Here is a 13,820-nt window from a genome sequence, read left to right as displayed (position 1 = left end):
GGACAGCTCCCTGCGTGGTGGTGCGCGGAGCGTCACACGGAATGCGTCAGCCCGGCAATGGCTCGCGCAGGGCGGCCGCATCGCGACGGGGCGGCGCACCGAACATGCGGGCGTATTCGCGGCTGAACTGCGACGCGCTCTCGTAGCCCACGCGCCAGGCTGCCGTTTCCGCGTTGGCCTCGCCCGAGGCGAGCAGGTGCCGCGCCTCCAGCAGGCGCAGCTGCTTCTGGAACTGCAACGGCGTCATCGAGGTGAGCGCCTTGAATTGGCGGTGAAAGGCCGACGGGCTGAGCTGGGCGATAGCGGCCAGCTCATCGATGCTCATGGCCTCGGTGAACTTCGCTCGCAACGTGTGCACGGCAGTGAGCACGCGATGCGTGCGGTTATCCGCCAGCGCCACCTTGGCCACATCGGCCGCGTGCGGGCCGCTCAACAACCAATAGGCGATCTCGCGCAACACCAGTGGTGCCACATGGGGAATCGCCTGTGGCGTATCGAGCAACCGCAGTAAACGAATCACACAGTCAGCCAGCGGCCCGTCGTAATCGGTAACGAACACGCCGCGCGGTACGTGCGACGACACTTTCACCGGCGCAGGCAGCGTCTCCATCACGGCGGTGATCAGCTTCGGATCGAGCCCGATCACCACGCCGAGGAACGGTTCATCCGGACTGGCCGCGGCCACCCGGCTGAACGCCGGCATCTCCACGCTCACGACCAACGCCTGGCCCGCCCCGTACTCGTACCGGCGGTTACCGAACGTGCTCCACTTGGTGCCCTGGGCCACGACACACAAGGACGGCTGGAACAACAGGGGTGAGGGGCGCCGCGGCAGGTCGGAGCGCAGGATGCCCACGTTCTCGATCGCCGTCATCCACGGGTTACCGCCCGGGTGGGTATCGGTATAGCGGCGTACAAGCTCTAGAAGGGCCTGGGACATGGGCAGGGGCTCCGCGGGGACGGCTTGATGGTAACCAGCCTACGCCTTTTCAATCGGGACACGAGCAGGATCAGGCAAGAAGGGGCCGGGTTCCGGCATTCGGTGCCGCACGCGCCGGCCCTACCTTTTCCGTACCCCTTTCTCACCCGGAGTACGCCATGTCCACCCACGCATCCCCCGTTCGCCGCATTGCCCTCGTGACCGGCGGCAGCCGCGGCCTGGGCCGCAATGCCGTCATTCACCTCGCCCGCCGCGGTGTCGATAGCGTGATCACTTATCACACCAACGAGGCCGAAGCCCAGGCCACGGTCGACGCCGTCGCCGCCGAAGGTGCCCGTGCGGTCGCGCTGCGCCTGGATACCGGTGACACAGGCACGTTCGACCGCTTCGTCGATGCGTTGCGCCCTGCCCTCGCCCGCCTCGGTGCGGAACGTTTCGATTACCTCGTGAACAATGCCGGCACGTCACACCACACCCCGATCGCGGACACCACCGAAGCCCAGGTGGATGCGCTTTACAACGTGCACTTCAAGGGCGTGTTCTTCCTCACCCAGAAGCTGCTTCCGCTGCTCAACGATGGCGGACGCATCATCAACGTATCCAGCGGCCTCACCCGCTTTGCCATGCCAGGCAGCGCGCCGTACGCCGCGATGAAGGGGGCCATCGAGGTGCTTACGCGTTACTTCGCCAAGGAGTTCGCGGTGCGCGGCATCACGGCCAACTGCGTCGCACCTGGCGCCGTGGCCACCGACTTCAGCGGCGGCATGGTGCGCGATAACCCGGAGGTGAATCGCCGGGTCGCCGAGTTCACCGCGCTTGGCCGCGCCGGCGTACCCGACGATATCGGCCCGATGATCGCCTCCCTGCTCTCTGACGATAACCGCTGGGTCAACGGGCAGCGCATCGAGGTATCGGGCGGCATGCTGCTTTGACGTGAACAGCGGGCCCGCACCGCGGTGCGGGCCCGCCATGCGTCATGGACAGCCCGGTGCAGGCGCACCCACCCGCGGACTCACCACAAGGCGATCCAGATCGGGCGCATAGCCCGATGCGTTGCCCAACTGGATGGTGTTCGTGCCTGCGCGGAGCGGCACCTCCAGTACCCGCGCCACGGGATCGTCGAAGCTGCTGCCATCCAGGTCCAGCTGCGTCGCGGCCTGCCCATTGATCGACAGCATCAGCGAGCGCGGCCCCTTGGTCGCGTAGTCGATTTCGAGCTGGTACACGCCGGCACGCGGCACGCTGACATTCGGGAACGTCACGCTGTTGGCCGCACCACCACCGATATTCCCCGCCTTGGCCAGGCCCGAGAAATAGTTGCTGAAGCCGGCGGTAACCGTGCCGCCCAGCGTGGCCGCCTCCGCTTCGTATACATCGGCGGACGGCGCGGGAACGCCCATGCCATCGCGTATCACGATGCGGTCCAGGTCTGGCGGATAACTCACGTCGTTACCGAAGCGGATGCGATTGGAACCCGCCTTCAGGCACACTGGCAGCGTGCTCGATGACGGCAACTGGAAGCTTCCGCCGCCGGAGTTGAACGTGTGGTACGGACCATCGTTCACCCGGTAGAGGTACGAGCGAAGGCCCTGGGTCAGCGAATCCACCTGCATGAGGTAAACGCCATCACGCGGCACGGTGACATCGGTGAACGTCACGGTGTTGTTCGTACCCAGGCCAAGGCCGCCGACCTTGTTTCCACCGGAGCAGCCAGGGCATGCATAGGCCTGCGCGCTACCGGAAAGCGCTGCGGCCTCGGCTTCGTACGCTTTCGAGGGTGGCGCGAGCACCAGGCCCGGCAGGCGGTCGACCCGCAGCAACTGCGTCGCGTGCGCGGGCAGCACCACCTCGTACTTGCCTGCCGATGGGCCCAGTTCGCGGTGCGACCACAGGTCGCGCACGCGCAATGCGCCGGGCATGCCCAGCACGCGCCATGGCAAGGTCACCGTCGCCGGCGCACCGGTCATGTTGAACAGCGCCACGTACGAGCGGCCGTTACCGAGATCGCTGACCCACACCTGGTGGTCACCGCCCAGCACCTGGCGTGCGGGATGGCCGGACTGATCCACGGCCAGCACTTCGTCATTGGTGGCGAGTTTCAGGCCTTCGGGGTCGACCTTGGTCAGGTCCCCGCCGAGATACAGCGGCGCGTTGGCCATGGCCCAGATCGTCATGGCCGAGCGCTTTTCGTCGAGGCTCAGGCCATCGAGCTCGCCATCGGCGATATCGAGCGTATCGAGGTCGTTCCAGCCTTTCGTGGGGCCTGCGGCATCCTGCCACGACGGCAGGTCGCGAAAGCGCTTTTCGATGCGCGGCCAGTTGGTCAGCGTGGCGCAACGGCCCTCGCACTCCACGTCATCGTCGATGCGCCGCGCATTCGCATAGCCCGACCAGATGTCGTTGTAGTCCTTGTCGAGCTGCCAGGACACCGTGAACCACATGGGCCGGCCACTGCGGGCAATCGCCTTCGACCACGCGACAACGTCTTCGCGGTTATCGATGCTGAGGTCATCGCTGTAGGAGCCAGGCGTCACGCCATCGAGCTTGATGAAATCGACGCCCCACGACGCGAACAGCGCGACGACGGAATCCATGTATTCCTGAGCGCCAGCCTTCGAGAAGTCGATCTTGTAGTGATAAGGCGACTCGCCGGGACCACCGAACGCGTTACCGGCGCGATGCGGCAGCGCGAGGATGTCCTGGATGTGCCGGTCACTGCCCAGGATGGGCGAGTTCGCCTGCACGGCGGGCTCCTCGACACCGGGGATCCAGTAGATGCCGGCTTTCTGGCCATTGGCGTGGATGTGATCGATCAACGCCTTGATGTCGGGGAACGTATTCGGGTCGGGGATGGGCCGGCCGTTCGCATCGAACGCACCCATCCAGCCCGAATCCAGGTTGATGTAGGTATAGCCATGCGCCTGCAATCCCGATGCGGCCAGCGCATCGGATTGCTTGAGCATGTTGGCCTGCGTGAGGAACGCAGGATCGAGGGTCTGCTGGCTGAAACTGCTCCAGCCCAGGTAGGGGCGTTGCGCCACCCCATTGACCTGGGCGTTGGCGGTGCTGGCCAGGGCGGCGAGGCCACAGGCCAGGGCGAGGCGGGACAAGGTCGGAACATGACGAACAGGCACGGCGCGACTCCTTGCGGGGAAAAGCCCTAGCGCTTGTCGAACACGACTCCTGCGGCGTCGAAATCACCCTTGATCTGCAGGTTGATGCCGTGTTGCATCCAGTACGCACCGCTCGCGACCTCGGGTGTGCCGGGCGCCGCCGTGCCATGGATAAAGCGAACGTGGTAACGCGCCGCCGCGTCGAGCCCTTGCAAGTACAGCGTCGGGAAGGCACGAGCCTCTTCACCCTGGCGCTGGAACGCGAAGAGCACGGCCTGGCGGCGGTCCGCGGCCACGGAGAACGTGGCCGACCAGGGCGCGCGGCCCTGCGGGGAAAGCAGGCGGTAAAGATCCCCCTTCTGCACCGTCGCGCGGATGGTTTTGTACTCGGCGATGTAGTGGCGAGCCGTAGCGTTGTCGGCATCGTTCCATTCAAGCAGGTTCGCACCGATGCCAAGCCCACCCTGCATCGAGGACAGGAAACGGAAATCCAGTGTCGTGGCGCGCTTGTTCACCCAGTTGGGCGAGCCCGTCACCCACGCCATCATCGTGGCGGGCGTATACGCCTGGCTGAAACCGTCCTGGATCGAAAGGCGATCGGAGGGATCGGTATTGTCGGACGGCCACACTTCGTCGGTGAGCGCCATGATGCCGAGATCGACGCGGGCACCGCCGCCCGAGCACGATTCAATCTCCACGCTGGGATGCTTCTCGCGCAGCCGGCGCAGGATGTCGTAGAGATTGCGGGTATACGCCACATACACCTTCTGCTGCTCCTCCGGCGACATCTGCGGCCAGCCCGGCTCGGACCAGTTGCGGTTGTAGTCCCATTTCAGGAACTGGATGTCGTTCTCCGCGAGCAGCTTGTCGAGCACCTCGAACACATGCGCCTTCACGTCTTCGCGCGCCAGGTTCAGCACGAGCTGGTTACGCCCCTCGCTGCGCTGGCGGTCGGTGAAGTTAAGCACCCAATCGGGGTGCGCACGGTAGAGATCGCTGTCCGGGTTCACCATCTCCGGCTCAACCCACAGACCAAAGCTCATCTTCAGGCCGTGCACCTTGTCGATCAGCGGCTTCAGGCCGTTGGGGAACTTGGTGCGGTTCACCACCCAGTCGCCCAGGCCGGCGTGATCGGTATTGCGTGCACCAAACCAGCCATCGTCGATCACGAATCGCTCGACTCCGAGGGCCGCCGCACGCTCGGCCAACTGCTCCTGGCCTTGCTCGTTCACCTTGAACTCGGTCGCTTCCCACGAGTTGTAGAGCACGGGGCGAAGCTTTGCTTCGTCACCTTTCGGCAGGATGCGGCTCTTCTCGAAGCGATGCAGCAAGCGCGATGCCTCGCCCATGCCATCACTGGTGTAACCGCCGTAAAACACTGGCGTCTCCAGCGCCTCGCCGGGCTTCAGCCGGTACCCGAAATCGAACGGGTTGTAGCCACCGGTCACGCGCACCTGGCCAAGGATGTCTTCATCCACCCGAATGCTCCACGACCCGCTCCAGCCCAGCGCGCCGAACCAGACATCGCCTTGCTGTTCGTTCCACGCCCCACCGCGATTGATCGCGAACCACGGGTTGTTTTCATCACCGGTGGAACCGCGGCGGCTTTCCAGCACCGTGGAGCCCGGTGTGATGGCGCGCGTTTGCAGGTGCCACTCGCCCGCCCACGTGCCGGTCAGGTAACGCAACGAGTAATCGCTGCCCGCCGGCAGGCTCCACGTGGCGGCGGCCGCGCTATCGATCGTCAGCGCCTGCTTGCTCTTGTTTTCGATGCGCGCCGAACGGCCGATCACGCCGGTGGCCTCATCAGCGGTGTAACGCAGGGTCACGTCCACGCCCGCCTGCGCATCGCGAAGCAGGATCGCGAGGGCACCGTGATCGATCCGGTAGCTGTCGTAGCGCAGGATGAGGTCACGGTTACCGTCATCGAAGCGCACCTTCAAGGCGGGTATCGCCGTGAGGTTGCCACCCCACCCCGCGTATTCCTGCCGCGAGAGCGCCCCTTTCGGATCGAACGACGAACGTTCCACCGCAGGCACGGCCGGGCCAAGCGGATCATCCGTCGCGAGGCGCGCGCCCCAGTACAGCGTCTGCAGCTTGCCATCGGGATCGACGCCCATGGCGTAGGTGACCTTGCCCGCATCCAGGCGGAACACGTGCGCTGATGCGTCGTAACGTGGCGTGGCATCGCGCGGCGCCGGAGCGGCGGCCAGCGGCGTGGCGAGGGCGGCGGCGAGCGCCAGGGACAACCGGGTGATGGTGGCAAACGACTTCAACGGTCTTACCCCTCTTGGGAAACACGGAATGCAAAGGATCGTGCCAGTACCTGCCCCGGTGCCAGTACCGTCATGCCGTGAGCGGCGGCACCGCCAGCCTGGTGCACGGCGTTGACAGGATGATCGACCGGCTCGAAGCAGAAGAAGCCCTCGCCCTCGGGGGCGTAGAGGATGTAGGTGTCCACATCCGCCGTGATGTGCAGGCTCAGGCGCTCACGTGGCCAGGTGATGCGCGCCGCGCCCGGCCAACCCTGGAACGCGTTATTGAGCCCACCCTCGGGGAGGCTCGTGTCGGAAGAAAAATCCCACGCCGGCGGGACCGTGCTGCGAGCGAGAGGGATGAGGTTTCGCTCGTCGTTACGCCACACGGACCGCGCCGGGGCGTACAGCTGCACGCTACCGTGGCGGGGAAAGAATGGGTGCAGGCCAAGCCCGAACGGCAACGCAGAGCGGCCGGTATTCGTGACGGAGAGTTCGACACGCAGCGCATCGCCCTCAAGGCGATAGGCCATCCGCGCGCGGTAATCGTACGCGCCCTCCACGGCGTCATGGAGTGCCAGCACGGCGGCGTCATCATCGTGCTGCTCCACATGCCACCGGCGCTGCCAGCCCGTACCGTGGATCGGATACGGATCATCGGCGCGGTTGAGCGGCAAGCGCACCTTCACCCCGGCGTGCTCGAAGCCACCCTCCGTGATGCGGTTGCTCCATGGCACCAGCGGGTAACACGCGAGCAGGTTGGGCTCATAGCGGCCCGGGCCCGCCACGGGCACCTGGTCGCACGGCCGCATCAGCGGCACGGGCTCGGCGCCAGCCAGCCAATCGAACCGCGCGACGCCACCGCCCACCTCGGGCAGCAACGTCACGCCAAGGCGCGCATTGGCGAGCTCCAGCATCTCCAGGTATCCCCCAGGGCACAGGGGAGCAATAGTAGTATTTTATGATTATCCGACCGCAAGCTGCGGCGCAGCATCAGCGCCGCATCGGCGCTGCCATGCGGGTTACAGGGGTCGGGCAACGCTTAGCGACGGCGGCGAATGTTGCGGCGGGAGGCGTCGACCATGTCGAACATGGCCGTGCGTGCCACTTCGGGCTGCTTGCGGCGGATGGCCTCAAGTACCTTGGCATGCTGAGGCAGGGCCGCCTTGAAATCGACCGCCTTGCGCGCGGAAAGCAGGAAATACTGCCCCAACGCGGTCTCGATCACGGTGAACAACGACACCATGAGTTCGTTGTTCGTCGCCAGCAGCATGGTTTCGTGGAAAGCGAGGTCCGCTTCGGCCCAGGCATCGAGGTCTTCGGCAGCGGCCATGGCCTCGTAGGCTGCCTTTAACGCCGCTAGTTGCGCGGTCGTGCGACGCTTTGCCGCTGCCGCGGCCGCGCCAGGCTCGATCAGCTCACGCATTTCCACGAGCTTGTCGACGAAATCCGCGGTAGGCATGGAGGCGCAGCGCCAGGCCAGCACATCCTGATCCAACTGCTTCCAGTGGATTTCCTCGCGCACTCGCGCACCGGTGCGCTGGCGCGATTCGATAAGGCCCTTGGCCACCAGCACTTTCATGGCCTCGCGCAGCGCCGTGCGGCTTACGTTGAGCTTTTCCGCAAGCAAATCTTCGCGCGGCAAGCCCTCGCCCGGCGCCAGCTGGCCGCTCACGATGAGCTGGCCCAGCTGTTGAACTACCTGGCTATGCAGGTTGCGTGCTGCCACGGGCTTCAAGTGGGGGCGCTCCTTGTCTGGACGCCCACACGGTATTCGTCAACCCGTGACGTGGCAAGGTGGTTGCACCTGCAACGGGCGGCGCCTGCGTGTTCGCAGGCGCCCGACCGGGGTTAAAACTCGGTCCAGAGCTCGGCTTCTGCCACGGCGGGGCGCGGTGTCCGAACAGGCACGTGCGAGGCGGCCGGCGCCGGGGTAGCGGAGGTGCGCGCGGGCGCCGACACCGCGGCGGCTTCTTCACCGTCGATGCTGAAGAACGCCACCTGGCGCATCAGCTCCTCGGCCAGTTCCAGCATCTGCTTCGCGGCGGCACTCGCCTCCTCGACCAGTGCTGCATTCTGCTGGGTCACCTCGTCGAGCGCGGTAACCGCACCATTCACCTGTTCTATGCCGGCCGATTGCTGCAGCGATGCGGCGGCGATATTGCCGACGATGCCGGAGACACGGGTGGCCCCGTTGCCGATCTGCGTCAGCGCATCGCCCGTGCGGCCAACCAGTGCCGCGCCGGTCTCCACACGCTCGGAGGCGTCGGCGATGAGCTTCTTGATGTCGCGAGCCGCCGAGGCGCTGCGCTGCGCCAGCGAGCGCACTTCGCCCGCGACCACGGCAAACCCCCTGCCCTGTTCGCCAGCGCGTGCGGCTTCCACGGCCGCGTTCAGTGCGAGCAGGTTGGTCTGGAACGCAATCTCGTCGATCAGCACCGCGATCTCGGCCACGCTACGGCTGCTGCGGGTGATCTCGCCCATGGCCGCCACCGCCTCTTCCGCGACCGCCTGGCCTGCTTCGGCATCGCCGTGCAGCGACGTCGTGAGATCACGCGCCATCTCGGCGCCTTCGGAGTTTTCGCGCACGGTCGCGGTCATTTCTTCCATGGAGGCAGCGGTTTCCTCCAGCGACGAGGCCTGCTCCTGCGTGCGGCTGGACAGGTCGTCAGTGCCCGCCGAGATATCGCGCGCGGCGTAGGTCACCTGCTGTGCGTTGCTGCGTACCTGGCTCACGATGCGCGTCAGCTGTTCGTCCATCGTGCCCAGTGCACGCAGCGTTTCGCTGAGTTCATCGCTGCCCTGCACTTCGAGGTGATGGTTGAGTTCACCCTGGCTGATGCGTGCTGCGAGATCGCGGGCGCGAAGCAGCGGGCGCACCACGGCGCGCGCCAGCAGGAAGCCGAGCAACGCAACGAAGCCTGCCGCCACGACCAACACCGTAAGCGTGATCACCACCGTGCGGCGTTCGCGCGCCGCCGCAGTGGCGTAATCGCCATCGGCCTGCTGCTCGTTGATCGTGATGAGCTGGGAGATCTGTCCGGTGGCGGAATCCATGGCCGGGCCGACGTCCTTGATCAGGAAAGGCACCGCGTCCTTGTCGCCTTTCTCGAGCTTATCGAGCAACGTTTTGACACGATCATCCGAGATCTCGCGCGCTGCGATAAAGGCCTTGGCGGATGCACGCTCGGAATCGCTGCTGAGCAGATCCGGGTAATAGCCCGACCAGTCCTTGGCGAGCTTCGCCTGGGCGGCCGCAACGGTCTGCCGCGCGTCAACAATCGCATCGGGCGTGCCGCGTGCGATGGCGCGGTTTACGGCGTTGCGCTCATTCATCAGCGAGGCACGCACCTCGCTCACGTGCACGATGGGGATCAGCGAGGTCCGGTAGATGCCTTCGAGGCTGGACTGAGTGTTATCCAGGGCCACGAGGCCCGTGATACCGATAACGATAGCGGCGAGGAGTGCTGCCGCCATGGTGAAGATGATGCGCCACCTGATGCTCATGCTGCCGAAACTGCCCTAGGAAAAATTCTTAGGTGTTAACGGCAGTTATTGTCGTGGCTTTAGTCTCAATGTTTCATGCAACGTCATGATTTTATTGATAACGCAACACTCGGTTACCGAATCGAGACAACTTTCGAGCGCGTTTCACAATATGCCGAACTTTCATAGTGTTCCCACTTTGGAGCTCCCAAACGGCTCCGGTATAAGGATTCGTAATTGTTTACGTAGTAGCAGTATGTTTCGCCAGCACCATCGCCGTCAGAACCTCTCGCTCATCCTCTCCGCCCTCGAACTCGCCGGCATTTCCACGCCCCAGGCGCAGTCAGAAGCCTTTGGAAGCATCGTCACCCCACGCAAGCTCACCCGGATGATGCTGGGCGGCAACGTGCCGTCCATGTTCGCCCGGGGCGCGGAGCACGCCTTCGGGTTGAAACGGGGGTGGATGGATCTGCCGAACAATTCGCTGCCGGTGTTGCCGAAGCGGTTGGTGCGGCCGGTTTACTCGCAGACTTTTATGTCGGAGTCGCTGTCGCCGGACCAGGAGGTTTCCGGCGACGTGCCCGCCTGACAAGGCCGCTTGTATTGTCGTTGATAGCGCGACCGCCGAAATACTCCTTCGGCAAACAAATGGCCATTCCTACGCCACGAAAAAGCCAGCTGTACCGATCACATTACGCTCTCACCTGCGTGAGGGGAGAAGCTGCGATGAGCAAGGGACAATGGATGGGTTTGCTGGCGGCGCTGTTGCTTTCAGCGACCGCAAGGGCCGGCACTTCTGGCGTAGAACCGCTATTGAACCAGCAAAACAAGCCGTGGCAGCCGCCAGCGGGGATAGAACAAATTCCCCTATGGCCCGCCGATCTCCACATCGCCGCGCCCGCGACAGTCGGGCCGGAACGGTTCGGTCTCTCCAAAGGAAAAATTGCTGACCAGCCGATCACGATGATCGAGCTGGTATCGCGCCCCACGGTGAGCGTTTATCCGGCAAAGGGAAAGAACACCGGCGCTGCCATGCTCGTCTTCCCTGGCGGGGGCTACCGCGTACTGGCGATCGATCTGGAAGGCACGGAGATATGCGACTGGCTCACCGCCAAGGGCATTACCTGCGCCGTCCTTAAGTACCGCGTGCCTGGTTCAGGCCCCTATTGGGCCGATGAGTGCAATTGCCGACGGGAGCCCAAGGAGCCCATGGCCCTGCAGGATGCACAGCGCGCGATGGTGTTGCTGCGACAGCGCGCGTCATCCCTGGGTATCGATCCACACAAGGTCGGCGTGGTTGGCTTCTCCGCCGGCGGCCGCATGGTGGCCGACATCAGCAATCACACCCGGTTGGCTTACAAGCCGGTCGATGACGCCGACAAGCTCAACTTTCGTCCGGACTTCGCCATCGCGGGTTATCCCGGTCATCTTTGGGTAGGGCCCGGGATAAAGCTGACCAACGAGGTTCGTATCGATCCGAAGGGGCCGCCCACCTTCATCGTCCAGGCCGAAGACGATGCCACGGACGACGTTCGCGAATCGCTTACGTATTTCGTCGCCCTGAAGCAGGCCAACGTACCGGTGGAAATGCATCTTTATGCGAAGGGCGGCCACGCCTTCGGCGTACGCAAGACGGCAAACCCCATTACTCAGTGGACTGATCTTGCGGAAACCTGGATGCGCACGATCGGGATGATCTGATTCGGCTGGGAGGCACAGCCCGAGCTGTGGCTTTGTTCTCCTGGCGCCCCGCCTTTGATCGTTGATTAAGGCGGAACCCACCATGCATCAACCCGGCAAACGGGATGCCGGTCACAAATACACTTCGCTGTCATGCGACGTAGGAGAAACCCTACACGCCACTAGGCCCACACCTACAGACGCGCCGAATTCCCGAGCCTCATGATCCACCCCGCCATACGTATGGCAATCCTAAAGGGGAAGACCATGAAGATTGGAACCATCCGCCGCGCCGTCACGTGCGCTTGTCTGGCCGCCACTGCATTCGCGGCTGGGGCCGCCAACGCATCATCGGGTTTCGATGCGCCCGTCAATGGCTGGCTCATCCAGGATTACCCAACCAGCGTCGCGCTTTGGTATACGCCGTCCACCTGCGTAAATGGCGGCGTCACGTTTACTTCCAGCGACTCGCAAGATCGCCAGAACCGGTTGGTCGCCATGGTGCTTGCCGCCAAGGCAATGGGCGCAAAGATGCACATTACCTACGAGGTCTCGGGTGGGAGCTGCATCATCAGCGATTTCGGCGTCATTCCGTCCTGAGTTGGTTGCCCAGCGTCTCTTGGCGCACGTGTTACAGCGGACGTCCCCAAGCCACAGGCACGCCTGAGCCGTTCAGTGCGTACGTGGCATACCCAAGGAAAACATCATGATGAAGAAACTTCGCGGCGCGGCCGTTGCCGCATGCCTGTCGATCGGCGTTCTCGCAGCTGGCGCGGCTAATGCGTCTACCGGTTTCGATGCTCCCGTCGCAGGGTGGCTGGTCCAGGATTACCCCGCACCGCAGGGTGTCGTGCTTTGGTACACCCCCTCCAGCTGCGGCAATGGGCAGCTCGTATTCAACTCAAGCGATTCGCAGGTGCGCCAGAATCGCCTGGTCGCCATGGTCCTCGCCGCAAAGGCCGCGGGCGGGAAGATGCACATCACGTACGACGTGGTCAACGGCGGCTGCGTGATCAGCGATTTCGGCGTGATTCCGTCCTAAGGGACCAGCATTGATCTAAAGGACTAACCATTGTGAAGATCAATCGACTTGTCGCGTTGCTCGCAGGTTTGACACTGAGCATGACTGCCGCGGCCCAGACCACGACACAGAAATACTTCGGATACTTTGCCGGTGATACGGTAAACACCCTGACGTCGCCGCCTTCCGATATCGGCTTCAACGAGATGAAGGACCACAGCAACCTCTACGCGATCATGGCGTGGCCTGGCGATACCTCTCCATCAGGAAAGGCAGTAACGCAATCGCAAGTTCTTGAGAAACTCGCAGCGGCCAAGGCGGCCCACGTGCATGCCATCGTTCCGGCGTATCCATTCGTATTCCAGGCCACGAGAGCAAGTAACGGCGAAATCACCTGCTGGAACAATGACCCAAGTGCTGCGGCATCCTGGGCCTCACTGTCACAGGCCATGGTCGATCAGGGATACCTGATACCTGGCGACCCGGTCCATAGCACCGTAGTCGCCGTCTATATCGTGGATGAACCGAACGGCCCTACATGCCTGAACGATGTAAATGGCCAGGCGAATCCGGCCTTTGTAAATGGGATGAACGCTGTCCGGCAGGACCCGCGCACTTCGGCACTCCCGATTGCCTCGATCCTGTCCGGCAAAGGCTTCGATAAGTTCTTCGCAGGCATGAAGATGCTCGATTGGGTCGGTTTCGACGAGTATGGTGATGACGATGGCAAGTGGTCGCGCACCTTCGCAGCACTGAAGCAGTACGCTCCCGGCAAAAAGTACATCGTGGTCCCCGGTGCCACACAGGGTTGCGATCAGGTCGACCTTGATCCAACAGCCAGGTTCTTCAATGCCATCGAGAACGATCCTGATGTGACATGGCTGGCGCCTTTCGTCTGGTTCTCGGGGCTCGACGGAACTACAAGCTGTAAGGGTGTCCGCGACTTGCCTGCCACGCGAGCAGCCTATACGGCGGAGGGCCTGAAGATTCGTGCCTTGCAATGCAATAGCTCTCCCGGCGACGCAGCCTTCTGCCGCGGCTCAGCTGGTGTCACTGCCGCGATCAATTTGCTGCTGCAGTGATCATGCCCCTTAGCGGGATGCACCGGCGAGCACGGCTCAGCCAGGCTAACAGCGCATCGTTTGATACACCGGGGTTGCTATGGGCATCGGAGTAATTGCCTAGCCGAGAGCCGCAAGGAAGCGGCTCGCTGCCTCAGTCAGCTACCTTTGTCGTAATAGGCGGATCTCGGTGTACGACTTCCGCGCCTGGCGCGCGCGGATCCGGTGTCCCAAAATTCAAACCCACATACCCTTTCGGATGAG

General features: G+C 63.7%; 12 protein-coding genes. 6 read left to right on the top strand and 6 right to left on the bottom strand.

What is annotated here, in order from left to right:
- Positions 1-46: 46 nt before the first annotated feature.
- Positions 47-940: an AraC family transcriptional regulator gene (locus L2Y97_RS07215; protein ID WP_247434854.1), complete on the bottom strand. Its 894-nt coding sequence runs from the start codon at positions 938-940 to the stop codon at positions 47-49.
- Positions 941-1,098: 158 nt separating this feature from the next.
- Here L2Y97_RS07215 and L2Y97_RS07210 point away from each other — a divergent pair, with 158 nt between their 5' ends.
- A complete protein-coding gene (locus L2Y97_RS07210; protein WP_247434852.1) occupies positions 1,099-1,872 on the top strand; it encodes an SDR family NAD(P)-dependent oxidoreductase in 774 nt (257 codons plus the stop codon).
- 42 nt (positions 1,873-1,914) lie between these two features.
- Here L2Y97_RS07210 and L2Y97_RS07205 read toward each other — a convergent pair whose 3' ends face one another.
- The 5 genes from L2Y97_RS07205 to L2Y97_RS07185 form a co-directional block, all read right to left on the bottom strand.
- The gene (locus L2Y97_RS07205) at positions 1,915-4,074 is read right to left on the bottom strand and encodes an alpha-galactosidase D (protein ID WP_247434850.1); all 2,160 of its coding nucleotides are present in this window, start codon (positions 4,072-4,074) and stop codon (positions 1,915-1,917) included.
- Between the two features lie 26 nt (positions 4,075-4,100).
- On the bottom strand, positions 4,101-6,329 hold the full coding sequence (locus L2Y97_RS07200) for an alpha-galactosidase (RefSeq protein WP_247434848.1): 2,229 nt from the start codon (positions 6,327-6,329) through the stop codon (positions 4,101-4,103).
- 5 nt (positions 6,330-6,334) lie between these two features.
- A complete protein-coding gene (locus tag L2Y97_RS07195) occupies positions 6,335-7,225 on the bottom strand; it encodes an aldose 1-epimerase (protein WP_247434847.1) in 891 nt (296 codons plus the stop codon).
- 125 nt (positions 7,226-7,350) lie between these two features.
- Complete coding sequence (locus L2Y97_RS07190) at positions 7,351-8,037, bottom strand: FadR/GntR family transcriptional regulator (protein WP_247436733.1); 687 nt, start codon at positions 8,035-8,037, stop codon at positions 7,351-7,353.
- Positions 8,038-8,159: 122 nt separating this feature from the next.
- The gene (locus L2Y97_RS07185) at positions 8,160-9,815 is read right to left on the bottom strand and encodes a methyl-accepting chemotaxis protein (protein ID WP_247434846.1); all 1,656 of its coding nucleotides are present in this window, start codon (positions 9,813-9,815) and stop codon (positions 8,160-8,162) included.
- 235 nt (positions 9,816-10,050) lie between these two features.
- Between L2Y97_RS07185 and L2Y97_RS07180 the strand changes: the two genes are divergently transcribed.
- The 5 genes from L2Y97_RS07180 to L2Y97_RS07160 all read left to right on the top strand — a co-directional run bounded on the left by L2Y97_RS07180 (position 10,051) and on the right by L2Y97_RS07160 (position 13,577).
- A complete protein-coding gene (locus L2Y97_RS07180; RefSeq protein ID WP_247434843.1) occupies positions 10,051-10,383 on the top strand; it encodes a hypothetical protein in 333 nt (110 codons plus the stop codon).
- 14 nt (positions 10,384-10,397) lie between these two features.
- Positions 10,398-11,495: an alpha/beta hydrolase gene (locus tag L2Y97_RS07175; RefSeq protein WP_247434840.1), complete on the top strand. Its 1,098-nt coding sequence runs from the start codon at positions 10,398-10,400 to the stop codon at positions 11,493-11,495.
- Positions 11,496-11,741: 246 nt separating this feature from the next.
- On the top strand, positions 11,742-12,074 hold the full coding sequence (locus tag L2Y97_RS07170) for a hypothetical protein (protein ID WP_247434837.1): 333 nt from the start codon (positions 11,742-11,744) through the stop codon (positions 12,072-12,074).
- A gap of 106 nt (positions 12,075-12,180) precedes the next feature.
- A complete protein-coding gene (locus L2Y97_RS07165; protein ID WP_247434834.1) occupies positions 12,181-12,516 on the top strand; it encodes a hypothetical protein in 336 nt (111 codons plus the stop codon).
- Positions 12,517-12,548: 32 nt separating this feature from the next.
- Positions 12,549-13,577: a hypothetical protein gene (locus L2Y97_RS07160; protein WP_247434832.1), complete on the top strand. Its 1,029-nt coding sequence runs from the start codon at positions 12,549-12,551 to the stop codon at positions 13,575-13,577.
- The last annotated feature ends 243 nt before the right edge of the window (positions 13,578-13,820 follow it).

The organism is Luteibacter aegosomatissinici (assembly GCF_023078495.1).
GTDB classification, from domain to species: domain Bacteria; phylum Pseudomonadota; class Gammaproteobacteria; order Xanthomonadales; family Rhodanobacteraceae; genus Luteibacter; species Luteibacter aegosomatissinici.
Note: the sequence above shows the minus strand (reverse complement) of the source record. Positions and strands in the feature narration are given on the sequence as shown.

What these genes read in the sequence shown, in the direction of transcription:
- L2Y97_RS07210 (WP_247434852.1), top strand. Translation starts at nt 1,099, where the DNA reads ATGTCCACCCACGCATCCCCCGTTCGCCGCATTGCCCTCGTGACCGGC.
- L2Y97_RS07180 (WP_247434843.1), top strand. Translation starts at nt 10,051, where the DNA reads ATGTTTCGCCAGCACCATCGCCGTCAGAACCTCTCGCTCATCCTCTCC.
- L2Y97_RS07185 (WP_247434846.1), bottom strand. Translation starts at nt 9,815, where the DNA reads ATGAGCATCAGGTGGCGCATCATCTTCACCATGGCGGCAGCACTCCTC.
- L2Y97_RS07170 (WP_247434837.1), top strand. Translation starts at nt 11,742, where the DNA reads ATGAAGATTGGAACCATCCGCCGCGCCGTCACGTGCGCTTGTCTGGCC.
- L2Y97_RS07195 (WP_247434847.1), bottom strand. Translation starts at nt 7,225, where the DNA reads ATGCTGGAGCTCGCCAATGCGCGCCTTGGCGTGACGTTGCTGCCCGAG.
- L2Y97_RS07165 (WP_247434834.1), top strand. Translation starts at nt 12,181, where the DNA reads ATGATGAAGAAACTTCGCGGCGCGGCCGTTGCCGCATGCCTGTCGATC.
- L2Y97_RS07215 (WP_247434854.1), bottom strand. Translation starts at nt 940, where the DNA reads ATGTCCCAGGCCCTTCTAGAGCTTGTACGCCGCTATACCGATACCCAC.